The 21,257-nt window shown below is 43.5% G+C and carries 22 protein-coding genes and 1 pseudogene; 21 read left to right on the top strand and 2 right to left on the bottom strand.

Features of this window, described 5'->3' with window-relative positions:
* The first annotated feature begins 21 nt into the window (after nt 1–21).
* The 9 genes from KVG29_RS08570 to KVG29_RS08530 all read left to right on the top strand — a co-directional run bounded on the left by KVG29_RS08570 (nt 22) and on the right by KVG29_RS08530 (nt 8,070).
* A complete protein-coding gene (locus tag KVG29_RS08570) occupies nt 22–1,857 on the top strand; it encodes a Cas10/Cmr2 second palm domain-containing protein (protein WP_252227863.1) in 1,836 nt (611 codons plus the stop codon).
* A complete protein-coding gene (locus KVG29_RS08565; RefSeq protein WP_252227862.1) occupies nt 1,847–2,410 on the top strand; it encodes an RAMP superfamily CRISPR-associated protein in 564 nt (187 codons plus the stop codon). The genes KVG29_RS08570 and KVG29_RS08565 overlap by 11 nt, the downstream gene beginning before the upstream one ends.
* Nucleotides 2,410–3,573 carry an RAMP superfamily CRISPR-associated protein gene (locus KVG29_RS08560; protein ID WP_252227861.1) on the top strand — a complete coding sequence of 388 codons (1,164 nt, stop codon included), beginning with the start codon at nt 2,410–2,412 and terminating at the stop codon, nt 3,571–3,573. The genes KVG29_RS08565 and KVG29_RS08560 overlap by 1 nt, the downstream gene beginning before the upstream one ends.
* Nucleotides 3,574–3,912 (top strand): hypothetical protein, encoded by a 339-nt coding sequence (locus KVG29_RS08555; RefSeq protein ID WP_252227860.1) that lies wholly within the window; start codon nt 3,574–3,576, stop codon nt 3,910–3,912. It abuts the gene before it with no gap.
* 15 nt (nt 3,913–3,927) lie between these two features.
* Complete coding sequence (gene csx7, locus KVG29_RS08550) at nt 3,928–4,698, top strand: type III CRISPR-associated RAMP protein Csx7 (RefSeq protein ID WP_252227859.1); 771 nt, start codon at nt 3,928–3,930, stop codon at nt 4,696–4,698.
* Nucleotides 4,691–5,524, top strand: coding sequence for a type III CRISPR-associated RAMP protein Csx7 (csx7, locus tag KVG29_RS08545; protein WP_252227858.1), 834 nt, complete (start codon nt 4,691–4,693; stop codon nt 5,522–5,524). The genes csx7 (KVG29_RS08550) and csx7 (KVG29_RS08545) overlap by 8 nt, the downstream gene beginning before the upstream one ends.
* Nucleotides 5,525–5,537: 13 nt before the next feature.
* Nucleotides 5,538–6,332 carry an RAMP superfamily CRISPR-associated protein gene (locus KVG29_RS08540; protein WP_252227857.1) on the top strand — a complete coding sequence of 265 codons (795 nt, stop codon included), beginning with the start codon at nt 5,538–5,540 and terminating at the stop codon, nt 6,330–6,332.
* Between the two features lie 103 nt (nt 6,333–6,435).
* Nucleotides 6,436–7,035 (top strand): hypothetical protein, encoded by a 600-nt coding sequence (locus KVG29_RS08535; protein WP_252227856.1) that lies wholly within the window; start codon nt 6,436–6,438, stop codon nt 7,033–7,035.
* A gap of 78 nt (nt 7,036–7,113) precedes the next feature.
* Nucleotides 7,114–8,070, top strand: coding sequence for an aldo/keto reductase (locus tag KVG29_RS08530; protein WP_252227855.1), 957 nt, complete (start codon nt 7,114–7,116; stop codon nt 8,068–8,070).
* A gap of 202 nt (nt 8,071–8,272) precedes the next feature.
* Here KVG29_RS08530 and KVG29_RS08525 read toward each other — a convergent pair whose 3' ends face one another.
* Nucleotides 8,273–9,544: a sn-glycerol-1-phosphate dehydrogenase gene (locus tag KVG29_RS08525; protein WP_252227854.1), complete on the bottom strand. Its 1,272-nt coding sequence runs from the start codon at nt 9,542–9,544 to the stop codon at nt 8,273–8,275.
* Nucleotides 9,545–9,856: 312 nt separating this feature from the next.
* Here KVG29_RS08525 and KVG29_RS08520 point away from each other — a divergent pair, with 312 nt between their 5' ends.
* From KVG29_RS08520 to KVG29_RS08465, 12 genes and pseudogenes are all read left to right on the top strand, one after another.
* Entirely contained in the window at nt 9,857–10,420 is a 564-nt protein-coding gene (locus tag KVG29_RS08520) for a chromate transporter (protein WP_252227853.1), read from the top strand.
* Nucleotides 10,421–10,423: 3 nt separating this feature from the next.
* Nucleotides 10,424–11,011 carry a chromate transporter gene (locus KVG29_RS08515; protein ID WP_252227852.1) on the top strand — a complete coding sequence of 196 codons (588 nt, stop codon included), beginning with the start codon at nt 10,424–10,426 and terminating at the stop codon, nt 11,009–11,011.
* A 517-nt stretch (nt 11,012–11,528) separates the two neighbouring features.
* The gene (locus KVG29_RS08510) at nt 11,529–12,503 is read left to right on the top strand and encodes an ABC transporter ATP-binding protein (RefSeq protein ID WP_420840545.1); all 975 of its coding nucleotides are present in this window, start codon (nt 11,529–11,531) and stop codon (nt 12,501–12,503) included.
* Between the two features lie 196 nt (nt 12,504–12,699).
* Complete coding sequence (locus KVG29_RS08505; protein ID WP_252227848.1) at nt 12,700–13,665, top strand: ABC transporter ATP-binding protein; 966 nt, start codon at nt 12,700–12,702, stop codon at nt 13,663–13,665.
* An 84-nt stretch (nt 13,666–13,749) separates the two neighbouring features.
* The gene (locus KVG29_RS08500) at nt 13,750–15,324 is read left to right on the top strand and encodes an ABC transporter substrate-binding protein (RefSeq protein WP_252227845.1); all 1,575 of its coding nucleotides are present in this window, start codon (nt 13,750–13,752) and stop codon (nt 15,322–15,324) included.
* Between the two features lie 257 nt (nt 15,325–15,581).
* Complete coding sequence (locus KVG29_RS08495; protein WP_252227842.1) at nt 15,582–16,430, top strand: ABC transporter permease; 849 nt, start codon at nt 15,582–15,584, stop codon at nt 16,428–16,430.
* Between the two features lie 113 nt (nt 16,431–16,543).
* A complete protein-coding gene (locus tag KVG29_RS08490; protein ID WP_252227838.1) occupies nt 16,544–17,467 on the top strand; it encodes an ABC transporter permease in 924 nt (307 codons plus the stop codon).
* Between the two features lie 163 nt (nt 17,468–17,630).
* On the top strand, nt 17,631–17,918 hold the full coding sequence (gene rpsF, locus KVG29_RS08485; protein WP_025748564.1) for a 30S ribosomal protein S6: 288 nt from the start codon (nt 17,631–17,633) through the stop codon (nt 17,916–17,918).
* Nucleotides 17,919–17,937: 19 nt separating this feature from the next.
* Entirely contained in the window at nt 17,938–18,396 is a 459-nt protein-coding gene (locus tag KVG29_RS08480; RefSeq protein WP_252227836.1) for a single-stranded DNA-binding protein, read from the top strand.
* A gap of 21 nt (nt 18,397–18,417) precedes the next feature.
* Nucleotides 18,418–18,663 (top strand): 30S ribosomal protein S18, encoded by a 246-nt coding sequence (gene rpsR / locus KVG29_RS08475; protein WP_252227834.1) that lies wholly within the window; start codon nt 18,418–18,420, stop codon nt 18,661–18,663.
* A 158-nt stretch (nt 18,664–18,821) separates the two neighbouring features.
* On the top strand, nt 18,822–19,238 hold the full coding sequence (tnpA, locus tag KVG29_RS08470; RefSeq protein WP_252227912.1) for an IS200/IS605 family transposase: 417 nt from the start codon (nt 18,822–18,824) through the stop codon (nt 19,236–19,238).
* Nucleotides 19,222–20,350 (top strand): annotated as a pseudogene (locus tag KVG29_RS08465) (RNA-guided endonuclease TnpB family protein). The gene tnpA and the pseudogene KVG29_RS08465 overlap by 17 nt, the downstream one beginning before the upstream one ends.
* Nucleotides 20,351–20,523: 173 nt before the next feature.
* Here the strand turns inward: KVG29_RS08465 and KVG29_RS08460 are convergent.
* Entirely contained in the window at nt 20,524–20,877 is a 354-nt protein-coding gene (locus KVG29_RS08460; protein ID WP_252227832.1) for a helix-turn-helix domain-containing protein, read from the bottom strand.
* Nucleotides 20,878–21,257 lie beyond the last annotated feature (380 nt).

Here is a 21,257-nt window from a genome sequence, read left to right as displayed (position 1 = left end):
TAACAAGGAGAGGTAGTGCCAATGTCTGAAGGTTTGATGAATATTTTGAGCCCCAAACCTATCTCTTTTTCGGAATTTAAAAAATTGAAGGAAGAACTCAAAGGCAATATAAAGGGTGCGGGTAATGGCATTAGGACTTTGCTGGAAGTTTACTGGGATATTCCTTATTATTTTACCGATGGTCAAGACAGGAAATGCTGGCCGTCTGTCAGGGATGCAGCTCACCTTTATGTGTTGCTCAATTACCTGTTGTATGGTAAGCCTGGCATGCCTTTTGATACCGCAAAGTTTTACAGGCAATTTTTTGAAGGCGGGCATGACAAGGTAAAGGAGTTTATAGCCGACATTGTTGCACAAAAGCCAGCGAAACTTGAAAGTGACGTACCAGTGGACCTGGTATTAGGATCGATTTACAAAATAAAGAAGTATTTTTTAGAAAATAACCGGATAAAGGATATTCGCGGTGCCAGCACCATAATCAAGTATATGAACGAAGAATTGACAAGGGAGTTTTTATCCCAACGTTATATAGAGGAATGCGCCTTATATTGCGGTGGTGGCAACGTTTTGATGCTTTTACCCGGAGGACAAGGCAGTGAGGCATGTAGGCAGCTTGAGGAATGCTTTGCTAAGGTTTCTTTAACCGCAAAGGTTGCGTTTGAGTTTATACCCTGTACTATCAATGAACTTTTTAATAATTACAGTCAAAAGATGAGGACCTTGCATGAACGCATGGAGGAAAGGAAGAAAACCAAGGTATATCTCATCAATCCTGACAGCGATTTGAAAGAAATCGTTATAGATGGTAAGAAAATAGATTTTACTCATGTTGAGCGCACAAATTCTCTGGGTGAAGTGTGCGGACTTTGTAATGTAAGGGATGCCAAGTACATTGTTGTAACGCCGGAAGGCAGGATGCCGGCTTGTCCCTCGTGCATGAGAAAGAATATGGTTGGCAAAGACAAAGCTATATTTTATGAAGAATATCAAAGAGTTATTGGTTGTTCACCTAAATGGGATGTAGCCAGCATATCTGACTTGAAGGATAGTCATGGCCATGTAGCTGTGATTTATGCTGATGGCAACAACATGGGCAATGTGGTGATGAACATAAGTAATCCCCTTCAAAATATGTATTTTAGCCGAAAGGTGGATTATACCACCAAACGATGTGTATATAGCGCTATACGCAAAGTAATGGGGGATAATACAAGGTTTGAAGCAATTGCTTTGGGCGGCGATGACGTGTTTATCATCGTACCAGGCAATGTCAGCCTAGAAGTTACCAGCGAGATAATAAAAGGATTTGATCAAAGTTTTAACTATGAGGTTACCATGTCAGCAGGGATTTGCATAGCCAAACACAATACACCATTACAAAGTATGTTTCAGGTGGCCCAAGCCAAGTTAAAGAGTGCCAAGGCTTTGGCCAGGGAATCTATGTCAAAATATGGAACGGTGGATGTAGAGGTAATAGAGAGCAATATAAGCGTAGACCTATCAAAGTCGAGATGGGCGCTGTTTCCCGCTGACAGTTTAAAGTTAGCCAAGTTTATAGAGGTAATTAAGCGCATGAAGAGTACTGAAGGAATAAATCGTTCGCAGCTTTATAAACTCCGGTATGCGGCCAGAGAGCTAAAGCCTTACGAATTCCAGCTTTTTTATGCATATCAGATGGCCAGGCTGTCACAGGATTATAACAAGTTTATAGCAGAGATTTTCGGCATAGACCCCAGGCGGTTCAGCGGCCTTATTGAAAACCCAAATGCCAATAAAGGCAAATCATTTGTGTCACCCTGGGAAGACATAGTAATGCTTTGGGATTGCGTTGGAGGGGGTGAAGGCAGTGTTTCTTAAAAAATACAACGTAAGTATAGAGGTTAAAACGCCCTTTAATATAGCATCAGGTGAGGCTGATGGCTATATACACAAAAGGACAGTACGGCTTAAGGGGGAACCTTACATTCCCGGTAGTACCATAAAAGGCAAAGTACGTAGCAATTTTTACAAATTAACTTTGGCCAACCATATCGATGGCATGTGTGACTGCCCGGTGTGCAATATATTTGGTGGGCAGGGATACAAGCCCTCTCGTATTTATGTTGATGATTTCGTGCTGAATGATACGGCGAAGGATGAAGGCCAATGCCGGGAAAAGAAGGCCCCAGTTTTTATAAAGGTAGGTAATGCCATTGATAGATATAAAAAAACTGCCAAACATGAAGCGCTGTTTATTACAGAAATGGTAAAGCCTGCTGTTTTTACTGGCACTATAACGGTATACTTTGATGAGGATACTTTGAGGTACAAACAAGACTTAGAACTGGCTATAAAAATGATAGACAGCGTAGGCAATGGTAGAAGCAGGGGCTACGGCAGGGTTAAGGTTTATCTGGAGGAGGTGACTTGATGAAAGTTAGGATAAATTTTATCTCACCTTTTGTAGTGGGTGGCATAAAACTGGTATCAAATTACATTGAAAGCATAGATTACATACCCGGAAATGTAATAAGGGCAGCCCTTGCTAGATACATACTCAACAATTGCTATTACTATGACCCTGATGAAGTGGTCACGGTAGACGGTGTACAGAAGAAAAACTGGGTGTACTTTAAAGACAAACCTCGGTGCAGCGATTGTAAGTTGAAAACCCTTTGCCAAAAGCTGGGCGACATAAAAATTTCATTTTTCTATCCTAAAGACACAAGAGTCATTCCATCTACTTTGATGATGTGCAAGGCAAATCCACAACACGGTTTTGTGGACAGGCTTATAGAGCAGCCTAAATGCCCCAAATGTGAAGGGGGTAGAGGCAGAGTAGAATTCGTGTCGGGGTTGTTTAAAGATGGTAAAAAATACAACGTGGTCAAAAGCTTTGTTACCAGAACGGCTATAAACAGGTATACCGGCACTGCAAAGGATGGTTCACTTTATTCGCTGCTAGCTGTTTCAGCCACTTTGCAAGACCAAAACACGGGATATGAGGAGAACGTCTTTGAAGGTCAAATTTTAGGATTGATGCCGCAGGAGTTGAGTATCATAGATGAACTGAGGATTGGGAAATACACATCAGTAGGCTTGGGCAGATGCAATGTTACGGTGATAGGTGAAAAAGTGAATACCCCTGATGTAAGTAAGGTTATCCAGTCATTAAGGGAATTTGATGCCCAGTATAAAAGAAACAACGGTATAAATGATGACGGCTGCAGATATTTTGCTATCAAATTTATATCGGATGTTAAATTGGATTTTGGTTTTGCCGATGTAAATGAATATATGTCTACCGACCAATACAAAGCGGTGTGGTTAAAAGCCCTTGGCATCAATTTGGATGTACAAGTAGAAAAAGTGTATGCAGAAGTCTTTAACTTCAGAGGGTATGATACGTCAAAAGTAGGAGAGGACAAGCGTGAACAGCCAGTTCACATGGTTGAGAAGGGTAGCGTGATAGTTTTTAAGACACATCTTGCATTTGATAAGGTTATCGACTATTTCGACTCTCTAGAGGGATTTGGACAAGATACCAATGACGGATTTGGGAAGTTTGACTACCACTTTGGAGGTGTATGTTAAATGACCGAGATGTTATTGAGTTTTGTAGAGGAGTTGGGGAAAAATACGAGTTTCTGGCAAAAGAATAGCGAAATAGGTAGTAATAATATAAGAAAGTTGGCCACTATGGCTGCTAATGCCAGCTGTTACAAGGAGTTTAAGCTGTTTATGGAATACAAAAAAGGCAAGGGCAATGGCTGGGAGAAACCTTTTTCCAATAATAAAGCGCTTGCGGATGTGGTAACGGAATATATGGATAAAATATATGAAAAATGCAATAAGGATGACAAGGAGGCTTTGAAAGAAATCAGCAGATTTTTCGGCTATCTATATTGGAAGCTGAGAGCACTGAAAAGATGAAGGGGGATGAGGCTTGTGACGCTTCTTGATAGGTTTTATAATAAATACATCATAAAAGGTACTTTGCTGGCTGAGACGCCTATACATATAGGTGCCAGTGGTGAGAGTTTTGATCCGGTGCAGGTAGATAACTCGATCATAAGGGACAGCAATGGCAAACCCTATATCCCTGGTAGTTCCCTGAAAGGTGTGCTGAGGAGTTGCCTTGAAACGCTACTATCAAGTGGAATAGATGAAAGGTTTAACGCTTGCCTGATAGTCAATGACCCATGCCTAGGCAAGAAAGAGCAGCTTGATGAGATAAAGAATATACAAGAGTCGGTTAAAGCCAAACAGGATGCTGATCGCATAATTGCAGAAGAGATATACAAGCGGCTGTGTACTGTGTGCAAGATTTTTGGTAATCCCTACTTTGCTTCCAAGCTTACGGTGAACGATTGCCTGCTTAAAGGAGATGCCCACCTTAGCATACGAGATGGCGTGGGGATAGACAGGGACACGGGAACAGCTGCTGATAAGAAGAAATATGACTTTGAGCAGGTGGATGCTGGAGCTCGGTTTGAGTTTTACATGGCAGTGGACAATTTGGAGCCAGAATATGAGGATATTTTAAAGCTTATATTAAATGTGCTGGAGAGCGGACAGTTAAGGGTGGGAGGTAAAACCTCTGTAGGTTTGGGTCGCGTGAGGCTAATCGAAACCAGGGTATACAAAATAGAACAGCACAACCTCAAAAGCTATCTCATGCAAGGCTTGAAAGAAGAAATGAGGTGGCAGTATGTTTAGAAATTTATACAATGAAGCTATAATATCATTTGAGCTAAAAACTGTAAGCCCGCTGTTTATCAGGTCAGGACGCGAGGACCAGCTTGATCCTACAGCAGCCGATAATACATTTATTACCATGTATAGGAATGGAAAGCTGGTGCCGGTCATGCCGGGTTCGTCTCTGAAAGGGGTTTTCAGAAGCTGCGCTGAACAACTGTTGCCAGGCAGCTGTGATATATTTAGAGCTCCCTGTGCTCAAAGAATCAGGCAAGAAGAACGCAGCGCAAGTCAACGACAGCAAGGAGCAGAGTTCTCTATAGGGAAGGAACGATATAAACTCAGCTGCCCAGCATGTAAACTGTTTGGCTCAACTGTCTTGAAAAGCCGCATATATTTTGACGATGCTTACCCCGTGGGGGATTACCGGATAGGCTCTCGTGCATCGGTGGCAATAGACCGCATAACGGGGGCAGCAAGAGGAGGGGCACTCTACGAATTTGAATATGTAGAGGATGCTGTATTTAAATGCAGCATATCCCTTAAAAATTTCTTCAGATGGCATATCAAGCTGCTGTTTGAAATATTCGACAGAATTGACCAGGGGTTGGTGGTTTTTGGCGGACTTACTTCCAAAGGATTTGGACGGATGAAGGTTCAGAATTTGGACATGATGGTGCGGTACTATGGCAAGGCTATTGAGGCAAAAGATTATCTCGATAAGGGGTTTTATAAAGAAAAGCGGATAGAAGGCCGCGAAACGGTATTGGCTTTGCTTAAAGATGTGTCCATTAATGACCATAACGTATTACAAGGATGTGATCTTGAATATGATAAAATCTTATGATTTTGTACCTTTTTTGAAGTGTAAAGTTTACCATGAAAGCGGTAATCTAGAGGGGCGCATTCCCATTAAAGTGAAAGTTTTGACGCCTATCCATATATTTTCAGGCCATTTCAGGGTGCAGGATAATGGAAAAATCTACAGGGAGTTTATAAAAATAAACGGTAGACCTGTTATCCCGGGTACAAGCTTTAAGGGATGTGTCAGAGCCATCGCAGAGAGCTTATCTTACAGCTGTTTGCAAAACTCTTCGCGGGATGGAAGGATGCCTGAAAATAAGTGGCATGGGGGGCAACAAAAGTGTATAATATGTGACATGTTTGGGAGTATGGGTAATAAGAGTAAGGTGCAGTTCAATGACCTTATGGCTGTGAACTACAAAACCGAGGTGAGGGGTATACCCAGGAGTTTTCGGCCTCACCCGGAGAGTAATTATTATATGGAGAATGGCAAGTATAAGGGATATAAGTTTTACAAACATGGAATAAATGGAATTCAACCATCGGGCCCCATCTTGTGTGAGTTTGTAAATGCAGGGTCAGAGTTTGAAGGAGAGGTTATATATAGAGGCTTAACCGATGAACAGGTAAGGCTTTTGTGCTTTGCATTGGGTTTAAGTGGTGACATTCAGCCTAAAATTGGCTATGGGAAGCCCTATTTTTACGGCAGCATTGAAATAAATTCACAGCCTGAGTGGGCTGATAAGGCACGGGAATACGTTAATGAATGCGACGATGAAGTCAAGAAAAACATAAGTGCCCTTATAAGAATATTAAACTACAGCAACGCGTTGAAGTCATATGAGGGATGAATGGCAATTATCTGGCGGAATATTATCTTGATGGGTTAACGGAGGAAAGCTTCATGATGTGCTCAGCGCTATATAAGAGGCCAATATACAAGAGGTGATCAAAGTGTCCAAGAGTAAAGAGGAGTTATTAATTTGCGCCGAACATGCTGCCGATTATATAATAAAGTCGGGTAGCATTGGTTTTGTGAGCTTTATACTGGATATGATAAATGCGATGCGAGAAAGGAAAGAGGCTGAGGCGGAAAAGCTTCAAGGCTTTTATAAGGTGCTTTATGATGTGCGGAATTCTAATTTGGAGATACTAGGAGGGGGACGAAGCCTTAAAGAAGCCTATAGCGGTTTTATCGATGGCTTCTTGAAAATATCGAAGAAGTCCCCACCTAATAAATATGAAATGAATAATGAAGAATTTAGGGAATTAAACTTAAACGAGCTGTATTATGTTTTTGGCTGGGTTAGGCGTTTGGTGAAAGCTCAACAACCTAAAAGGCATAACAATCGTGAAGATAATAGAAATATACATGATATTCTGCCATCAATGGGCCACAGGGGAAGCGTTGGCGGTGCCAGACAACAAAGGGGGTTTGAGAGGAGTTCTGCCGATGTTCCACAGTCGTCTAGGAGGCATGGTAGAGATACACAGGGAGATAACGGTATGTTTAATACTCAGATGCAGGAGCAGTTGAAAAAATTCAAGGGATAAAAAATCTAGATATAAACGAAATAATCGCTTTTTAAGATTCAAGAATCGTGTAAGAAAAGCAAAAAAGGAGGCAAAGAGATGCGATATAAAAAACTTGGCAACAGCGATCTTGTCGTCTCGGTGGTAGGCCTGGGAACCTGGGCCATTGGAGGAGATTTCTGGGGCAGTGTGGATGATAGGCTTTCCATTGAAACCATACAGAAGGCCATAGATTGTGGTATAAATCTTATAGACACGGCGCCAGCGTATGGGAATGGCCATGCTGAACGCATTGTAGGTGAAGCCATAAAGGGAAGGCGTGATAAAGTAATCATTGCCACCAAGTGCGGCATCGTCCGTGAAGGGCCACGCTTTATACGCAATTTAAAGCCTGAATCCATAAGAAAAGAGATTGACGAGTCTCTAAAACGTTTGGGCGTTGATGTAATAGACTTGTACCAGATCCACTGGCCTGACAAAAATACTCCTCTGGAAGATACAGTGAATGAGCTGGTTAAGCTAAAACAGGCTGGCAAGTTCAGATATCTCGGGGTTTCCAATTTTGACAGGAAGCTTATGGAAGAAATTACATCCATGACCGAGGTTGTTAGCCTGCAGCCGCAGTATTCTTTGCTGGAGAGAAGTATAGAAAAGGATGTGCTTCCTTTCTGTCGAGAAAAAGGGATTGGCATCCTCACATACGGTTCACTGGGAGGAGGCATACTGACCGGTAAATTTAAAGAAAAGCCCAAGTTCGAACAAAGCGACAACAGGGATAAGTTTTATCCGTTTTTCCGTGAACCTTTATGGAGTAAGGCCATGCAGCTGGTAGGCGTGCTGAGGGAGGTTGCTGAAGAGGTGGGCAAGCCTGTAGCACATGTGGCCATCAACTGGGTAAATCAGCAGGATGGTGTGACGACGGCGCTGGTGGGAGCTAAAACCCCTGAGCAAGCCGAGCAAAATGCAGGAGCAGGTGAATGGGAACTGTCTGAAGAGCAGCTGAAACGGATTGAGGAGGCTTATAGGAAGATTTTTGGTGCTGATGATGCTAATTAAATGGGTACTATAAATATTAAGGAAAACAACGTTATTGTATTAAAAGAGATAAACAGGGCCGTTGGCTTGGCCGATTTAAGGTTAGAGGAGAGCACTCACTGGTTATCGTGGGTGCTCTCCTCTTTTATCGAAAAAATATGCAAAAAGATTCCAATTCTTGAAACTACCATTTTCTAAGGTGATTAGTAACTTACAATACCTTTTATACACATACAAGGTTTATTATCTTTTTTACTTTCTCTTCCAAAATGCCCAGATCATCTGCTAGGCGAAGGATGGTGTAGTGCGGGCGGATTTCTTTGGCATAAAGCAAGGCTTCCTCCATCAAATTTTGTTCTATGCCCAGGGCCTGAGGGGTAAAATTGGCCCCTGCCTTGTGTAGCCATTCCTTTACTGTATTAAGCCGGGGTACCGATGAGAGCAATGGCTTAAGGTGGGTTTCCCATTTTTCTTTAATGTTGTGTAGCCTGTGTTCATAAACAACTGAATCCCAGTTTTGCCTGTTATTTGAGCCTATTACCTCTTGTGCAATAGGGCCGAATACTCCTTTTATCTTCTGGCACCATTCTTCGTAGGAGATTCTCGTTTTTACTAATTGTTGAATGTCTATGTTTTTGGGATCCAGGGATGCTATTTCGTTGTATAATGCCACCGTATAAAGCGCGGCCAGGCCTACCTTTGTGCCGTGTAGAAGCGGCTGGCGCTCTTCCATAAAATATTTCATCTCAATATAGTGGGATATGTGGTGTTCGCTGCCAGAAGCTGGCCGGGAGTTGCTCACCAGCATCATGGCTATGCCCGATACGATGAGGGCTTCCATCAGGGACTGTATGCCTTCGGGCTTCCTTTGACCTATTTGGGACGCTCTGGAGATGACTTCCTCCAGGGCTTTTTGCACCATGTTTTTAGCCGTAGGACAAAGTCTTTCCTGTGCCAGGATGACGCCCAGCTGCCAATCAGCCAGGGAGGTGACCTTGCCCAGTATGTCGCCAAACCCAGCCAGTATCATATCATTCGGTGCCGAACACAGCATATCTATGTCAGCTATTATTGCAAGTGGATGAACGGTGATATATGTACGCTTGAATCCGTTTATTAGCAGGGGGGACACGGTGGAAGCGTAACCGTCCATTGAGGGGGCGGTGGCATATATTATATAGGGCTTGCTGGTGCGGTGGCTTATGAAGCGCGTTAAGTCGTTGATGGTGCCGGAGCCTACTGCTATCAAAAAATCCATTGAGGGCTCAAATTCCAGCAGTATTTGCGTGATGGCTTTTTCGTCGGGTTTTACTATGGGCTTTTGAGTAAGTATGCATGCTTTTACAGAGTACCCGTAATAGGACAGTGTTTGGGCTATGTGCCTGCCTGCCAATTCCCAGGTATTGTCGTCGCACACCATCAGGCCGCGCTTTCCCAGATTTTCTCTACCGAGAATTGGAGGAATCTCTTTTCCAGCGTTTTGTTTTATGACCACATGTTTTAGAGGTACTGTGTGCTGTCTGCCGCATTCACAGTAAAATGAAGAGCCAAACATGTCTTTGTGGGATGATAGTATGGACATTTTGGATTCGCCCTTTCTGATGTTTATTTTTAGTAGATCAAATCCATTTTACAACACTATATTGCATAATTACAAGTAAACTTTTAAAAGCTGGAAGACAGCTAATAATATTTTCAATTTTCATTTCAATTTTTTGACAGAAGCAGGATGCCGTTTTGCTTGAAAATGACCATATGCACTGCTATAATAAACAAATAACAATATACAAAAGGAGTTAAGGTCAATATGGATAAAGGAGATAAGTTGAAAAAGATACGGAAGCTGTTTTTTGTGTTTTTTCGCATAGGAGCCTTCACCTTTGGCGGCGGACTTGCCATGATTCCCTTCATCAAAAGGGAGATTGTGGATAGCAACCACTGGATTGAAGAAGAGGAAATCGTTGATATATTTGCCATGGTGCAGTCCGTCCCGGGGGTAATTGCGGTGAATTCTGCTATATTTGTCGGGTACCGCATAGCCGGCATATGGGGTGCGGTGGCCTCTGCTGTGGGGGTTGTGCTGCCTTCATTTATTGTCATCTCTGCCATAGCGCTTTTATTTTCGAGCTTTAAAAATATACCGGTAGTCGCAAGGGCCTTTGAAGGGATCAGCGCTGGTGTGGTGGCGCTTATAATAACAGCGCTGTTTCAGCTTATAAAGCCCAGCATAAAGGATGATTATGGATGGACAATTGCGGCTGTTGTGTTTGCCATCATGAGTTTAACCAACATAAGTGCCATATACGTACTTTTAGCATCGGCTGCAGCGGGTATAATTATAAGCTACATAAAGAAGAGAAAGGAAGTATGAAGCATGTACAAGCTGTATGTGGAGCTGCTTGTAACGTTCTTCAAAATAGGGCTGTTTACCATTGGTGGAGGATATGCCATGATTCCTCTCATTCAGCAGGAAATAGTGAGGCATGGCTGGCTCACATTTAAAGAGACGATTGATATAATAGCCATATCAGAGATGACTCCCGGGCCTTTTGCCATCAATGCCGCCACATTTCTCGGCGTGAAAACTGGCGGTATACCTGGTGCTACTTTTGCTACCGTGGGAGTGGTGCTGCCGTCGTTCATAATAGTTACGCTGGTGGCCAAGTACTCTGCGCGCTTTAAGGATCAGCCGCTGCTTCAATATGCGCTGTACGGATTGCGGCCTGCGGTTATAGGGCTTATAGCATCAGCTGCCTTTTTGATTGCCCGCACCACATTTTTTATGACGCCCAACGGTAGCGCCTGTGTATTTGCGGACACTCGCAATATTTTGAAGGTGGTCAACTGGCGGGCTGTGCTGATATTCGTTGTTGCCATAATAGCGAGCTTAAAGTACAAGATTCATCCAATTCTTCTCATTGTGCTGTCAGGAGTGCTGGGAGTTATATTGTATTCCGTATAGAGTAAAAGACTACATTTCGGTGTACTGGCGACCGATTTAATAAAATTTTTTCTTGCAATAAAAGGCAACTTATAGGCAAGCCGTAAAGGCTTATGCTGAAAGGTGTAGGGCTACACCCTTAGGCCCGAACCTGTCAGCTAACCCCGTAAGCGTGGTAAGGGGAGATTGATAGCTTCGGTAGTGTTTTTGCACTTAAAAGCTGTGGGTCTCCCCATGGCTTTTTAATTTTTCTGCACTAAATATCTTATCGCTTTAAGTTCCAAGAGTGGTTATTGTCAACCTCGTAACGATACTTTAATGAATTAGCAGTGCTATTTTATGAGCGCTCCCAAAGCTAAAATGCGCACCTCTCTGTTTTAACTCATTATTTCATACATAAATTATTTATGTATAGATTTTTAGTTTAAAATACAAATTCTAATAGTTCTATATTAATGTCAGCTTCGTTTACTTAATTTACTTGCTGTCTTAGCAATTTACGTAAATTTTGTAATAAATTTTTTTTAGCCAAGGGGGGATGTTATTGAATGAGCAAATTCTCAGGATAAACGATTTAGCCGTTCACTTTTATATGGATATACGAATAGTTCCTGCGGTTGATGGGGTGAGTTTCTCAGTTTCAAGAGGGGAGACGATGGGCTTAGTTGGAGAATCGGGATGCGGCAAGAGCGTAACCGCGCTTTCCATTATGAGATTGCTACCAAGTCCCCCGGCTAGAATAGTGAGAGGCGAGATTTGGTTTAAAGGAGAAAATCTTTTGGACAAAACCAATGAAGAGATGAGAAAGATTCGAGACAACGACATATCCATGATATTCCAGGAACCCATGACATCTTTGAATCCTGTATTCACTGTGGGCTATCAGATCTCTGAAGTTATCATGCAGCACCAAAATGTTTCCAAAAAAGAGGCTTTAGAAGGAGCTATAGAAATGCTCAGGATGGTTAAAATTCCGCTCCCCGAAAAGCGGATAAAGCAATATCCCCATCAGCTGAGCGGCGGTATGAGGCAGAGGGTTATGATTGCAATGGCGCTGGCATGCAATCCCGAGCTGCTTATTGCAGACGAGCCCACAACGGCGTTGGATGTGACCATTGAGGCGCAGATACTAGAGCTGATAAACGAGCTGAAAGAGAGGTTTGGGGCATCGGTCATCATGATAACCCATGACCTGGGGGTTGTAGCCGAGATAGCCGACAAGGTTGCTGTAATGTATGCAGGCAGGATCCTCGAGCAGGCAGACGTACACTCCATTTTTAACAACCCAAAACATCCCTATACGCAAGGCTTGCTCGAGGCTATTCCAGACATAGATTTGCCCAGAGGCCAAAGGCTTAAGGAGATAAAAGGGGTGGTTCCGTTGCCCGATGAGATAAAGGTGGGCTGCAGATTTAAAAGCAGATGTGAATATGTAAGGGCTGAGTGCATGGTCGATGAGCCGCCCTTGATGCAGGTGGGTTCCAGCCTTGTGCGTTGCTGGAATTACGCGTAAAGTTTTGGCACCATGCGCAGATGTGCAGCTATAGAAAGCTATAGAATAGATAAAGAGAAGGCAGAGGTGCTACTCTAGAGATTAAACAAGAAATCTAATTGCTTTATAAAGAACATTACTTTAAGTGCTTGTGCTTGAGAAAACCGGCTATTTGCGCTAAATGAAGAGAAGTTAAGCGAAATATGGAGGTATGGTCGTGACTGCAAATATTTTAGAAGTAAAAGGTTTGAAAAAATATTTTCCGTTTAAAAAGGGCTTGCTGGGCAAGGCCATGGAATACGTGAGAGCGGTGGATGGGGTTGATTTTCATATAGGGTATGGGGAGACGTTGGGCTTGGTTGGAGAAAGTGGATGCGGTAAATCCACCACAGGGCGCACTATTATGCGGTTGCTGGAGCCTACAGAAGGGGAGATATTTTTCGAAGGGCAAAATATAACGCGCTTTAACAAAAAGCAGCTCAGGCAGGTATACAAGCATATGCAGCTCATATTTCAGGATCCCTTTACATCTTTGAACCCGAGAAGGGCAGTAGGTGATGCTGTGGATGAGGTTCTCCTTGTTCACGGGATGAAAGATGGTGTTAAGCGAAGAGAGAGGGTTGAAGAGCTGTTTGATATGGTGGGGCTTAGAAAAGAAGATATGGAGAAGTATCCTCACGAATTCAGTGGGGGACAGCGGCAAAGGGTGGTAATTGCACGGGCTCTGGCCGTCAATCCCAAACTGCTGATATGCGATGAGCCGGTATCAGCCCTTGATGTGTCCATTCAGGCCCAGATCATAAACCTCCTCATGGACCTTAAGGCCCGCTTAAAGCTGGCCTACTTGTTCATATCCCATGACTTGCGGGTGGTCAGGCACATCAGCGACCGTGTGGCGGTGATGTATCTTGGCAAGATTGTGGAGATGGCGCCTGCAGAAGATTTGTTCAGAGAACCACTGCATCCCTACTCGAAAGCCCTGCTCTCGGTCATACCCGTTCTGAAGCCTGGTCAAAAGAGAAAAAAGCTGGTGCTGGAGGGAGAAGTGCCCAATCCGGTCAATCCCCCGACGGGATGCAGGTTCAGCACCAGATGCAAATATGCTACAAAACAGTGCAGTGAGGTTGAACCGCCAATAAAGCTGGTAGGCAACCAGCATTTTGTGGCCTGTCATCTCTATTAAAAGACGTTTTGTGTAGAGTGTTGCCAAAACCACACTGAGTGGAAGCACAAAAAATTTCTATAACACAAAAATCAATAAGGAGGGATGAGCAGAGTGAAAAAGGCATTGAGGAAAATTGCGGCGTTGCTTTTATTGGGCGTGTTTTTGCTGAGCGCTGTGGCAGGGTGTTCCAAGAAGGCTGATACCAAAGCTTCCGAGAAGGTCCTGGTCATTGGATTTGACAGGGATGCCGAGCTTCTGGATACTATAAAGACGGCGTGGTATTCCGATGCCCTAATTTATATACATGACAGGCTTGTCAGCAGAGACTATGAGTTTGGCTATCGGCCGGGATTGGCCGAGCGATGGGAGGTATCGGAAGACGGTTTGGTATGGACCTTTTATCTGAGAAAGGGCGTAAAGTTCCACGACGGCTCGGATTTTACGGCCCATGACGTTAAATGGACTATTGATACCATAAAAGACCCTGCAACGGGTTCGCCTTTCAGAGCTGATCTAGAAGCCATAAAGGAAGTTGAGGTTGTTGACGACCACACGGTGAGAATAATCCTGAATTATCCGTTTCCCAATCTTTTGTTCAATCTCTCCAACACCGCTGCCGGCATACATCCTGCCAATGCGTATGAGAAATACGGCGACGATTATGGTAAAAAGATCGTGATAGGTACAGGGCCTTATAAGCTGGAGGAGTGGATTCCGGGAGACAGGACGGTCCTAGTCAAAAACGAGGATTACAACTGGGGCCCCGAGTGGATGTCCAACAGGGGACCGGCCCTCATCGACAAGATAATCTTGAAAGTTATACCCGATGAAAGTTCCAGGATCATGGAGCTTGAGACGGGAGGCATTCACATACTCAGGAATGTTCCCGAAACCTATGTGGAAAAGCTGGGAAAAAATCCTGATATTACAGTTTACAAGGAACCGGCCACAAAGCTGGGATATCTTGCCTATGCTACTGACAAGGAACCCTTTAACGACGTGAGGGTTCGCAGGGCTATAAATCATGCGTTGAACAGAGAAGAGATTATAAAGTTTGTGTTCAGGGGGATTGGAGAGGTGGCGTATGGGTATCTACCCCCTGCCCTCAAAGACGAGTACCTTGAGGAAAGCCGTGGACTGGCTTATGAGTATAATCCTGAAAAGGCCAGGCAACTGTTGGCCGAAGCAGGTTATCCTAATGGATTCAAGGCAACCCTTTCGGCCGACAATTCATCCAAGAGCAGCAAGCTGGCTGAGATTATCCAGCGGCAGCTTAAAGAAGTGGGTATAGAAACCAAGATTCAGCTGTACGACTCTGCTAGCTATACCGATATGCTTAAGGAAGGCAAACAGGAACTGTTTATAAGGGAGTACAGCTGGCCAAATGCAGATATACTTGACTGGTTCTTGCTTTCGGAGCGCTTCCCATATCCAAACCATTCGAGATGGAGGGACCCAAAAACTGATGAGCTCATCATGTATGCGGCTAGAAGGCCGACCTGGGCTGAAAGGGCCAAGGCGTACAAGGAGGTACAGCGTTACTTGATCGAGCAAGCTGTGTGGGCGCCCATTTACGTGCCCATGCAGATAATCGTGGTGCGCAAGGAAGTGAAAAACTTCAAATATCATCCTTGGATGCTGCAGTACAACGATGGATTTGACATCGAGGTAGAGTAAGGGGATTTGGTGAGAATGCATACTACAAATTCTCGCCAAATCCATATCTTTCGTAAGTATCAAAAAGTAGGCATGGTTTGATGAACATTGATGACCTCAAAGGATTACTGGTTTATTTATATAGTGACAGGCAAACTGTGAAGACCCAATACGGGTTGGAGGCAGAAAAGGTGTAAAAGTACAGTAAGTCGCTCTATCAGCTGATGATATTGCTATTAATGCTTGTTATCAAACAAAAAATCCGGGGAGTGTAGATTATGCTGAAATACATTGTAAAAAGAATAGTTTTGATGATACCAGTAGTCACAGTCATGACTATCATCGTTTTTTCGATATTTTACTTTGCCCCAGGGGATCCGGTGTCCCAAATTGCTGGGCCCAACGTAACGCCCGAGGTTTATGAGAGCATAAGGCGGAAGTACGGTCTAGATCAGCCGTTCATTATACAGTATTTGAGGTTTATAAAGAGCGTGATTGAAGGTGATTTAGGCGTTTCCATTCTACAGGAGCGGCCGGTAATAGAGATGATTAAAGAAAGACTGCCTGTCACGCTGGAGATCGGCCTGCTGGGGTTTTTGATAACCTTCTTAATTGCCATTCCGGCAGGGGTGATAGCTGCAGTAAAGAAGAATACCATGGTGGATTATTTGTGTATGTCAGGCACTCTGCTGGGGACAGCCATTCCCACATTCTGGCTTGGCATGCTGCTCATGTACTTTTTCGCTTATAAGTTAAGATGGTTCCCCATTTCGGGCTACGGGACCATACGGCACCTCATACTTCCCAGCTTTGCCATTGGATTGACCAATACGGCCATAACAGCAAGGATGGTAAGGTCAAGCATGCTGGAGGTTTTGAAGCAGGATTACGTGAGAACCGCCAGGAGCAAGGGGCTTTTGGAAAAAGTGGTGATTTATAGGCATGCGCTCAAAAACGCCCTGATTCCAGTTATCACGCTTATGGGTCTTAGGCTGGGATGGATCATTGGCGGGTCGGTTGCCCTTGAGATCATATTCAGCATTCCAGGGATAGGCCGATTGATGGTAGATTCTATACTGGCGCGGGACTATCCCGTTGTCCAGGGCTCGTTGTCCAGGGCTCTATGATAGTGCTGACTTCCTCAATAATTCTGGCCAACATTTTGGCAGATATACTGTATGCCATTGTGGACCCCAGGATAAGATACAGTTAATCTTGCCGAAAGAAGGTGATATGAGGGATGATTGCGCCTCAGAGCAGAAATGGAGGAGTGTACATTGAAAATGAATGGATTGAGCAGCAGGCTTTGGAAGTGAGAGAGGAAAAAGTACGGAAGCCCTTTGCCGATTTCGTTGCAAAGCTTTTCAAGCATAAAGGAGCTGTATTTGGAGCGATGATCATCTTGTTGTTTGTCTGTACGGCGGTATTCGCACCCTGGCTGGCACCGTACGAGTATGATAAGCCTGATATTTCGGTTGTGCTGCAGCCTCCTTCCGCTGAGCATCTGTTTGGTACAGACGAGTTTGGCAGGGATATATTCAGCAGAATAGTTTACGGAGCGCGAATATCGCTAAGGGTGGCATTTGTGGCGGTGGGAATTTCGCTGGTGATAGGTACGGTGCTGGGGGCCTTGGCCGGATATTACGGGGGAGTTGTGGATTATATCATCACTTCTATAACCGATATTGCCTGGTCGTTCCCCACTACACTTTTGGCCATAGCCTTTATTGCTGCCCTGGGGACAGGGGTTGAAAACGTGATAATAGCCATTGCACTTGCAAGCTGGGCAGGATACTGCAGAGTGGTAAGGGGCCAGTTCCTCTCTTTAAGGGAGCGGGAATTTGTTCAAGCCGCGCGCATCCTTGGCATGAGCGATGCCAGAATAATATTCAGGCACATGCTTCCCAATGCATTGGCACCTGTGATTTTTATGGCGACTTTGGAATTGCCCAAGGCCATTGTGATAGAAGCTTCCTTAAGTTTTTTGGGATTGGGGGCTCAACCGCCTGAGCCCAGCTGGGGGGTTATTTTAGACAGCGGTAAGGGGCTGCTTGATCAGGCGCCGTGGATCTCGTTTTTTCCAGGGCTTATGATCATGCTGGTAGTACTGGGTTTTAACCTTTTTGGCGATGCCCTGAGGGATGTTCTGGATCCCAATTCATAGTAAATTTTTTACAATGCGGAGGAGATAAACTTTTTTGTTGCATTTAGCCCCGGACGGTGATATAATGCAAATGATGAAAAATTGGAAAAGCAGTATACATGCTGCATCCTTGCTCTGCTTTGAGGCAGGGCCAAAGTCCAAAAGGAGGTGAAGACGGATGAGGATAAGGAAGTACGAGACCATGTATGTGCTCCGCCCTGATCTGGAAGAAGAGGCCATTAAACAGACTGTCCAGAAATTTTCAAATCTCATCGCTGAACAGGGCGGACAGGTGGAAAAGGTGGACGAGTGGGGCAAGAGAAAGCTGGCCTATCCCATCAACCATTTCAGAGAGGGTTATTATGTGCTCATGAATTTTACTGCAGGGCCTTCTGTCCCACAGGAACTGGAACGCGTGTATAAGATCACAGATGAGGTCATCCGCTATTTGATTGTCCGGGAGGACGAATAGTAGAAAGTGGGTGTAAAAATTGTTAAACAAGGTTGTGTTGATTGGGCGTTTAACCAAGGACCCGGAGATTCGGTACCTCCCTAGCGGCGTTGCGGTAACGACTTTTTTCCTGGCGGTAAACAGGAATTTTATCAACCAGCAAGGGGAGCGTGAAGCTGACTTTATTCCTATTGTGGTATGGCGGGGTTTGGCCGAAACATGCGCTAAATATCTCAGTAAGGGCAGATTGGTAGCCGTCTCGGGAAGGATTCAGACCCGCAACTACGAGGGGCGCGATGGACAGCGGCGCTATGTGACTGAAGTGGTAGCAGATGAAGTGGTATTTCTGGATCGCGATAGTTCTGGGATGGATAGGAGTGCGGTGCCGTTTGATGACCTGTCGCATTCGCAGCAAGAATACGGAGGGCAGCAAGAGTACGAGGATGCCCCTGCTGGTTTCCAATACATTGAAGGAGAAGAGGATGAGCTTCCATTCTAAAGTGGAAGGAGGTAAAGGTGGATGGTTGAGAATGCGGTAAAGCCTGCTAGAGGAAGGCGCAATAAGAAGAGAGTTTGTAGCTTTTGTCTAGATAAAATTGAGAAGGTAGACTACAAGGATATTCAAAGGCTTAGGAAATATATGACCGAGCGAGGTAAAATCCTTCCGCGCAGGATTTCCGGGAACTGCGCTAAACATCAAAGGCAGTTGACGGTGGCCATTAAAAGAGCGCGCAACCTGGCGCTGTTGCCTTTCACTGTGGAGTAAAGATGCAAAAAAGATCGTCCTCATCTATTGAGAGATGGGGTACGGTCTTTTTTGTTTTTAACACCTTTGCCGTAAGAAGTCTCCATCTTCTATAAGATGGAGATGAATTGTGGTTGATAGAAACTCAGTTTCGGTATATAATATATTTGGTGATGTCAATGAAATTAGACTCAAATAAACATTCAGTATTTCTTTTATATTATCACTTGATTTTGGTGACAAAATACAGAAGAAATGTTATAGATGAAAGAATCTCGAGAAGGCTAAGAGAAATCTTTGAGTATATTCAACTAAACTACAACATAACTTTAGTTGAATGGAATTACGACAAAGATCATGTTCATGTCCTATTCAAAGCAACTCCTACAACTCAACTTTCAAGATTTATAAATGCCTATAAGAGTGCTTCGTCAAGGCTGATAAAGAAAGAATTTCCTGAAATTAGAGAGAAATTGTGGAAGGAATATTTTTGGTCAAGAAGCTATTGTTTATTGACAAGCGGTGGAGCTCCAGTTGAGGTAATTAGAAGATACATTGAAAGTCAAGGAGAAAAAAGCTATGTTAAAAGCATATAAGTGTCGGATATATCCTTCAGATAAGCAAAAGGAATTTTTTGAAAAGATTTTTGGATGCTGCAGGTTTGTTTGGAACAAGATGCTGGAAGAGAAGCTTGAAGCTTTGGAGCAGGGCAAAAAAATACCGAGGGTAACACCGGCGAAATATAAATAAGGAATATCCTTTTTTGAAGGAAGTAGATAGCCTTGCCCTTGCCAACGTGCAATTAAATCAAGAAAAAGCTTTTAGAGATTATTTCAAGAATCCAAAGCATTTTGGAATGCCGAAGTTCAAGAAGAAGAAAGATAAGCAGTCATATACAACGAAGAATCAGATACTTCCAAATGGGAACGAGACGATAAGGGTGGATTTTGAGGAAGGATTTATTTATCTTCCGAAGATAAAAGAGGGGATAAAAGCGGTATTACACAGGGGATTTGAAGGGAGGATAAAATCAGTTACAGTAGTTAAGACGAAATCAGGAAGGTACTACGTAAGTATACTTGTGGAGGTACAGGATCCGAGGAACGAAATAAAGGAGCCCAGTAATTTGGTTTGTGGAATAGATTTAGGCTTACAGCACTTTGCAACAATTGCAAATGACGTAGGGGTATTCAAGGTTGAGTATCCAAAGTATCTTATCAAAGCTGAGAAGAGGCTTAAGAGGTTGCAGAGGCAGTTGTCAAGGAAGGAGAAAGGTTCAAGGAACAGGGAGAAAGCGATAAAGAGGCTTGCTAGGGAGCATGAACATGTAAAGAATAGCAGGGAAGATTTTTTGCATAAATTGTCCAAGGCCATCATAGACGATAACCAAGTCGTGGTGGTTGAGGATTTGAACATAAAAGGGCTTGCAAGGACAAAGTTTGCGAAGTATATATTGGACAGCTCGTGGTCGAAGTTTTTGGATTATTTATGTTACAAGGCGAAGTGGTATAACAGGTTGTTAGTGGTTGCAGAAAGGACATTCCCGTCGTCTAAGGTATGCAGCAGATGTGGACATTATTATGTTGGACTTAAACTATGGGAGCGGGTATGGGAATGCCCTGTATGTGGAAGTGTACATGACAGAGACGAGAATGCGGCGAAGAATTTGAGGGGATATGGTGCAGTTTTGATAAAAGAGATAGGGTAGGGACTACCCGAATTTACGCCTGTGGAGATTGGGCCTCTACTGCGAAAGGAGAAGTTTTTTTTCTTTCGCAGCAAGTCTGGTCAATGAAACAGGAAGCCACCACCTCCATAGGTGAGTGGTAGTTCACCTGGAAAAGAAATTTGATAAAAAAATAGAATGACAGCATCTTGCTGTCATTCTTTATTGCCATTCTTTTTTGGGGTATGATTGTTATTATCTGTACTCTGTTGTCGATGTTTACGTTTGCTTAGTATAAATTCTTCTAGTTCCTCCAGGGTGAAGTACATATCAGATGTTTGAGTTTTGTGATAATGTCTATTTAAATTTGGGATGTTGGTTCTCCCCAATAGATAATCTACAGATACATCAAATATGTCTGCAAGCTTGTTTAATATATCAATAGGCGGATTTCTTTCTTCTGATTCATAGAAACCTATTGTTCTCTCGGTTACCCCAAGAACTTTTGCTAGGTCTTTCCTGCTCAATTGTTTCATATCTCTGAGTTCTCGTATTCTTTTCCCTATCATTTAATTTCACCACCTGCTTGGATTATAGCATAAACGATTTGCGTAATCAGAATTTGGAACAAAAAGTACTTGACTATGAACAAATTGTTCTCTAAAATATACATAGAAGATAAAAATGTTTAACATATCTTAAAACATAATGGAGCTGGTAAGTACGCATCAAAAAGTAACTATAATACGAACTCTACATGGTAGGAAAGTACACGTCAAAAAATAGACTTCAATTCGAGTCTCAAATCCAAGAAGTTCAATTTGTCACCGCCGGTGTATAATTGACCCAGGAGCAACGAAAAGGAATTGACCCACCCCCTGGCGAATTATCCCTCTGATTAATCCTACAAAGAATCGGAGGGAAATAAATGCTAGGGAGTGGATCTATT

Source organism: Caldicoprobacter algeriensis (assembly GCF_023838525.1).
In the GTDB taxonomy this organism is placed as follows: Bacteria; Bacillota; Clostridia; order Caldicoprobacterales; family Caldicoprobacteraceae; genus Caldicoprobacter; species Caldicoprobacter algeriensis.
Note: the sequence above shows the minus strand (reverse complement) of the source record. Positions and strands in the feature narration are given on the sequence as shown.

Coding starts and splice junctions, on each gene's coding strand:
- KVG29_RS08555 (WP_252227860.1), top strand. CDS start 3,574: ATGACCGAGATGTTATTGAGTTTTGTAGAGGAGTTGGGGAAAAATACG.
- KVG29_RS08570 (WP_252227863.1), top strand. CDS start 22: ATGTCTGAAGGTTTGATGAATATTTTGAGCCCCAAACCTATCTCTTTT.
- rpsR (WP_252227834.1), top strand. CDS start 18,418: ATGGTTGAGAATGCGGTAAAGCCTGCTAGAGGAAGGCGCAATAAGAAG.
- KVG29_RS08490 (WP_252227838.1), top strand. CDS start 16,544: ATGATTGCGCCTCAGAGCAGAAATGGAGGAGTGTACATTGAAAATGAA.
- KVG29_RS08500 (WP_252227845.1), top strand. CDS start 13,750: ATGAGCAGAGTGAAAAAGGCATTGAGGAAAATTGCGGCGTTGCTTTTA.
- KVG29_RS08530 (WP_252227855.1), top strand. CDS start 7,114: ATGCGATATAAAAAACTTGGCAACAGCGATCTTGTCGTCTCGGTGGTA.
- KVG29_RS08495 (WP_252227842.1), top strand. CDS start 15,582: ATGCTGAAATACATTGTAAAAAGAATAGTTTTGATGATACCAGTAGTC.
- KVG29_RS08515 (WP_252227852.1), top strand. CDS start 10,424: ATGTACAAGCTGTATGTGGAGCTGCTTGTAACGTTCTTCAAAATAGGG.
- KVG29_RS08520 (WP_252227853.1), top strand. CDS start 9,857: ATGGATAAAGGAGATAAGTTGAAAAAGATACGGAAGCTGTTTTTTGTG.
- csx7 (WP_252227858.1), top strand. CDS start 4,691: ATGTTTAGAAATTTATACAATGAAGCTATAATATCATTTGAGCTAAAA.
- KVG29_RS08460 (WP_252227832.1), bottom strand. CDS start 20,877: ATGATAGGGAAAAGAATACGAGAACTCAGAGATATGAAACAATTGAGC.
- KVG29_RS08560 (WP_252227861.1), top strand. CDS start 2,410: ATGAAAGTTAGGATAAATTTTATCTCACCTTTTGTAGTGGGTGGCATA.
- tnpA (WP_252227912.1), top strand. CDS start 18,822: ATGAAATTAGACTCAAATAAACATTCAGTATTTCTTTTATATTATCAC.
- KVG29_RS08510 (WP_420840545.1), top strand. CDS start 11,529: ATGTTATTGAATGAGCAAATTCTCAGGATAAACGATTTAGCCGTTCAC.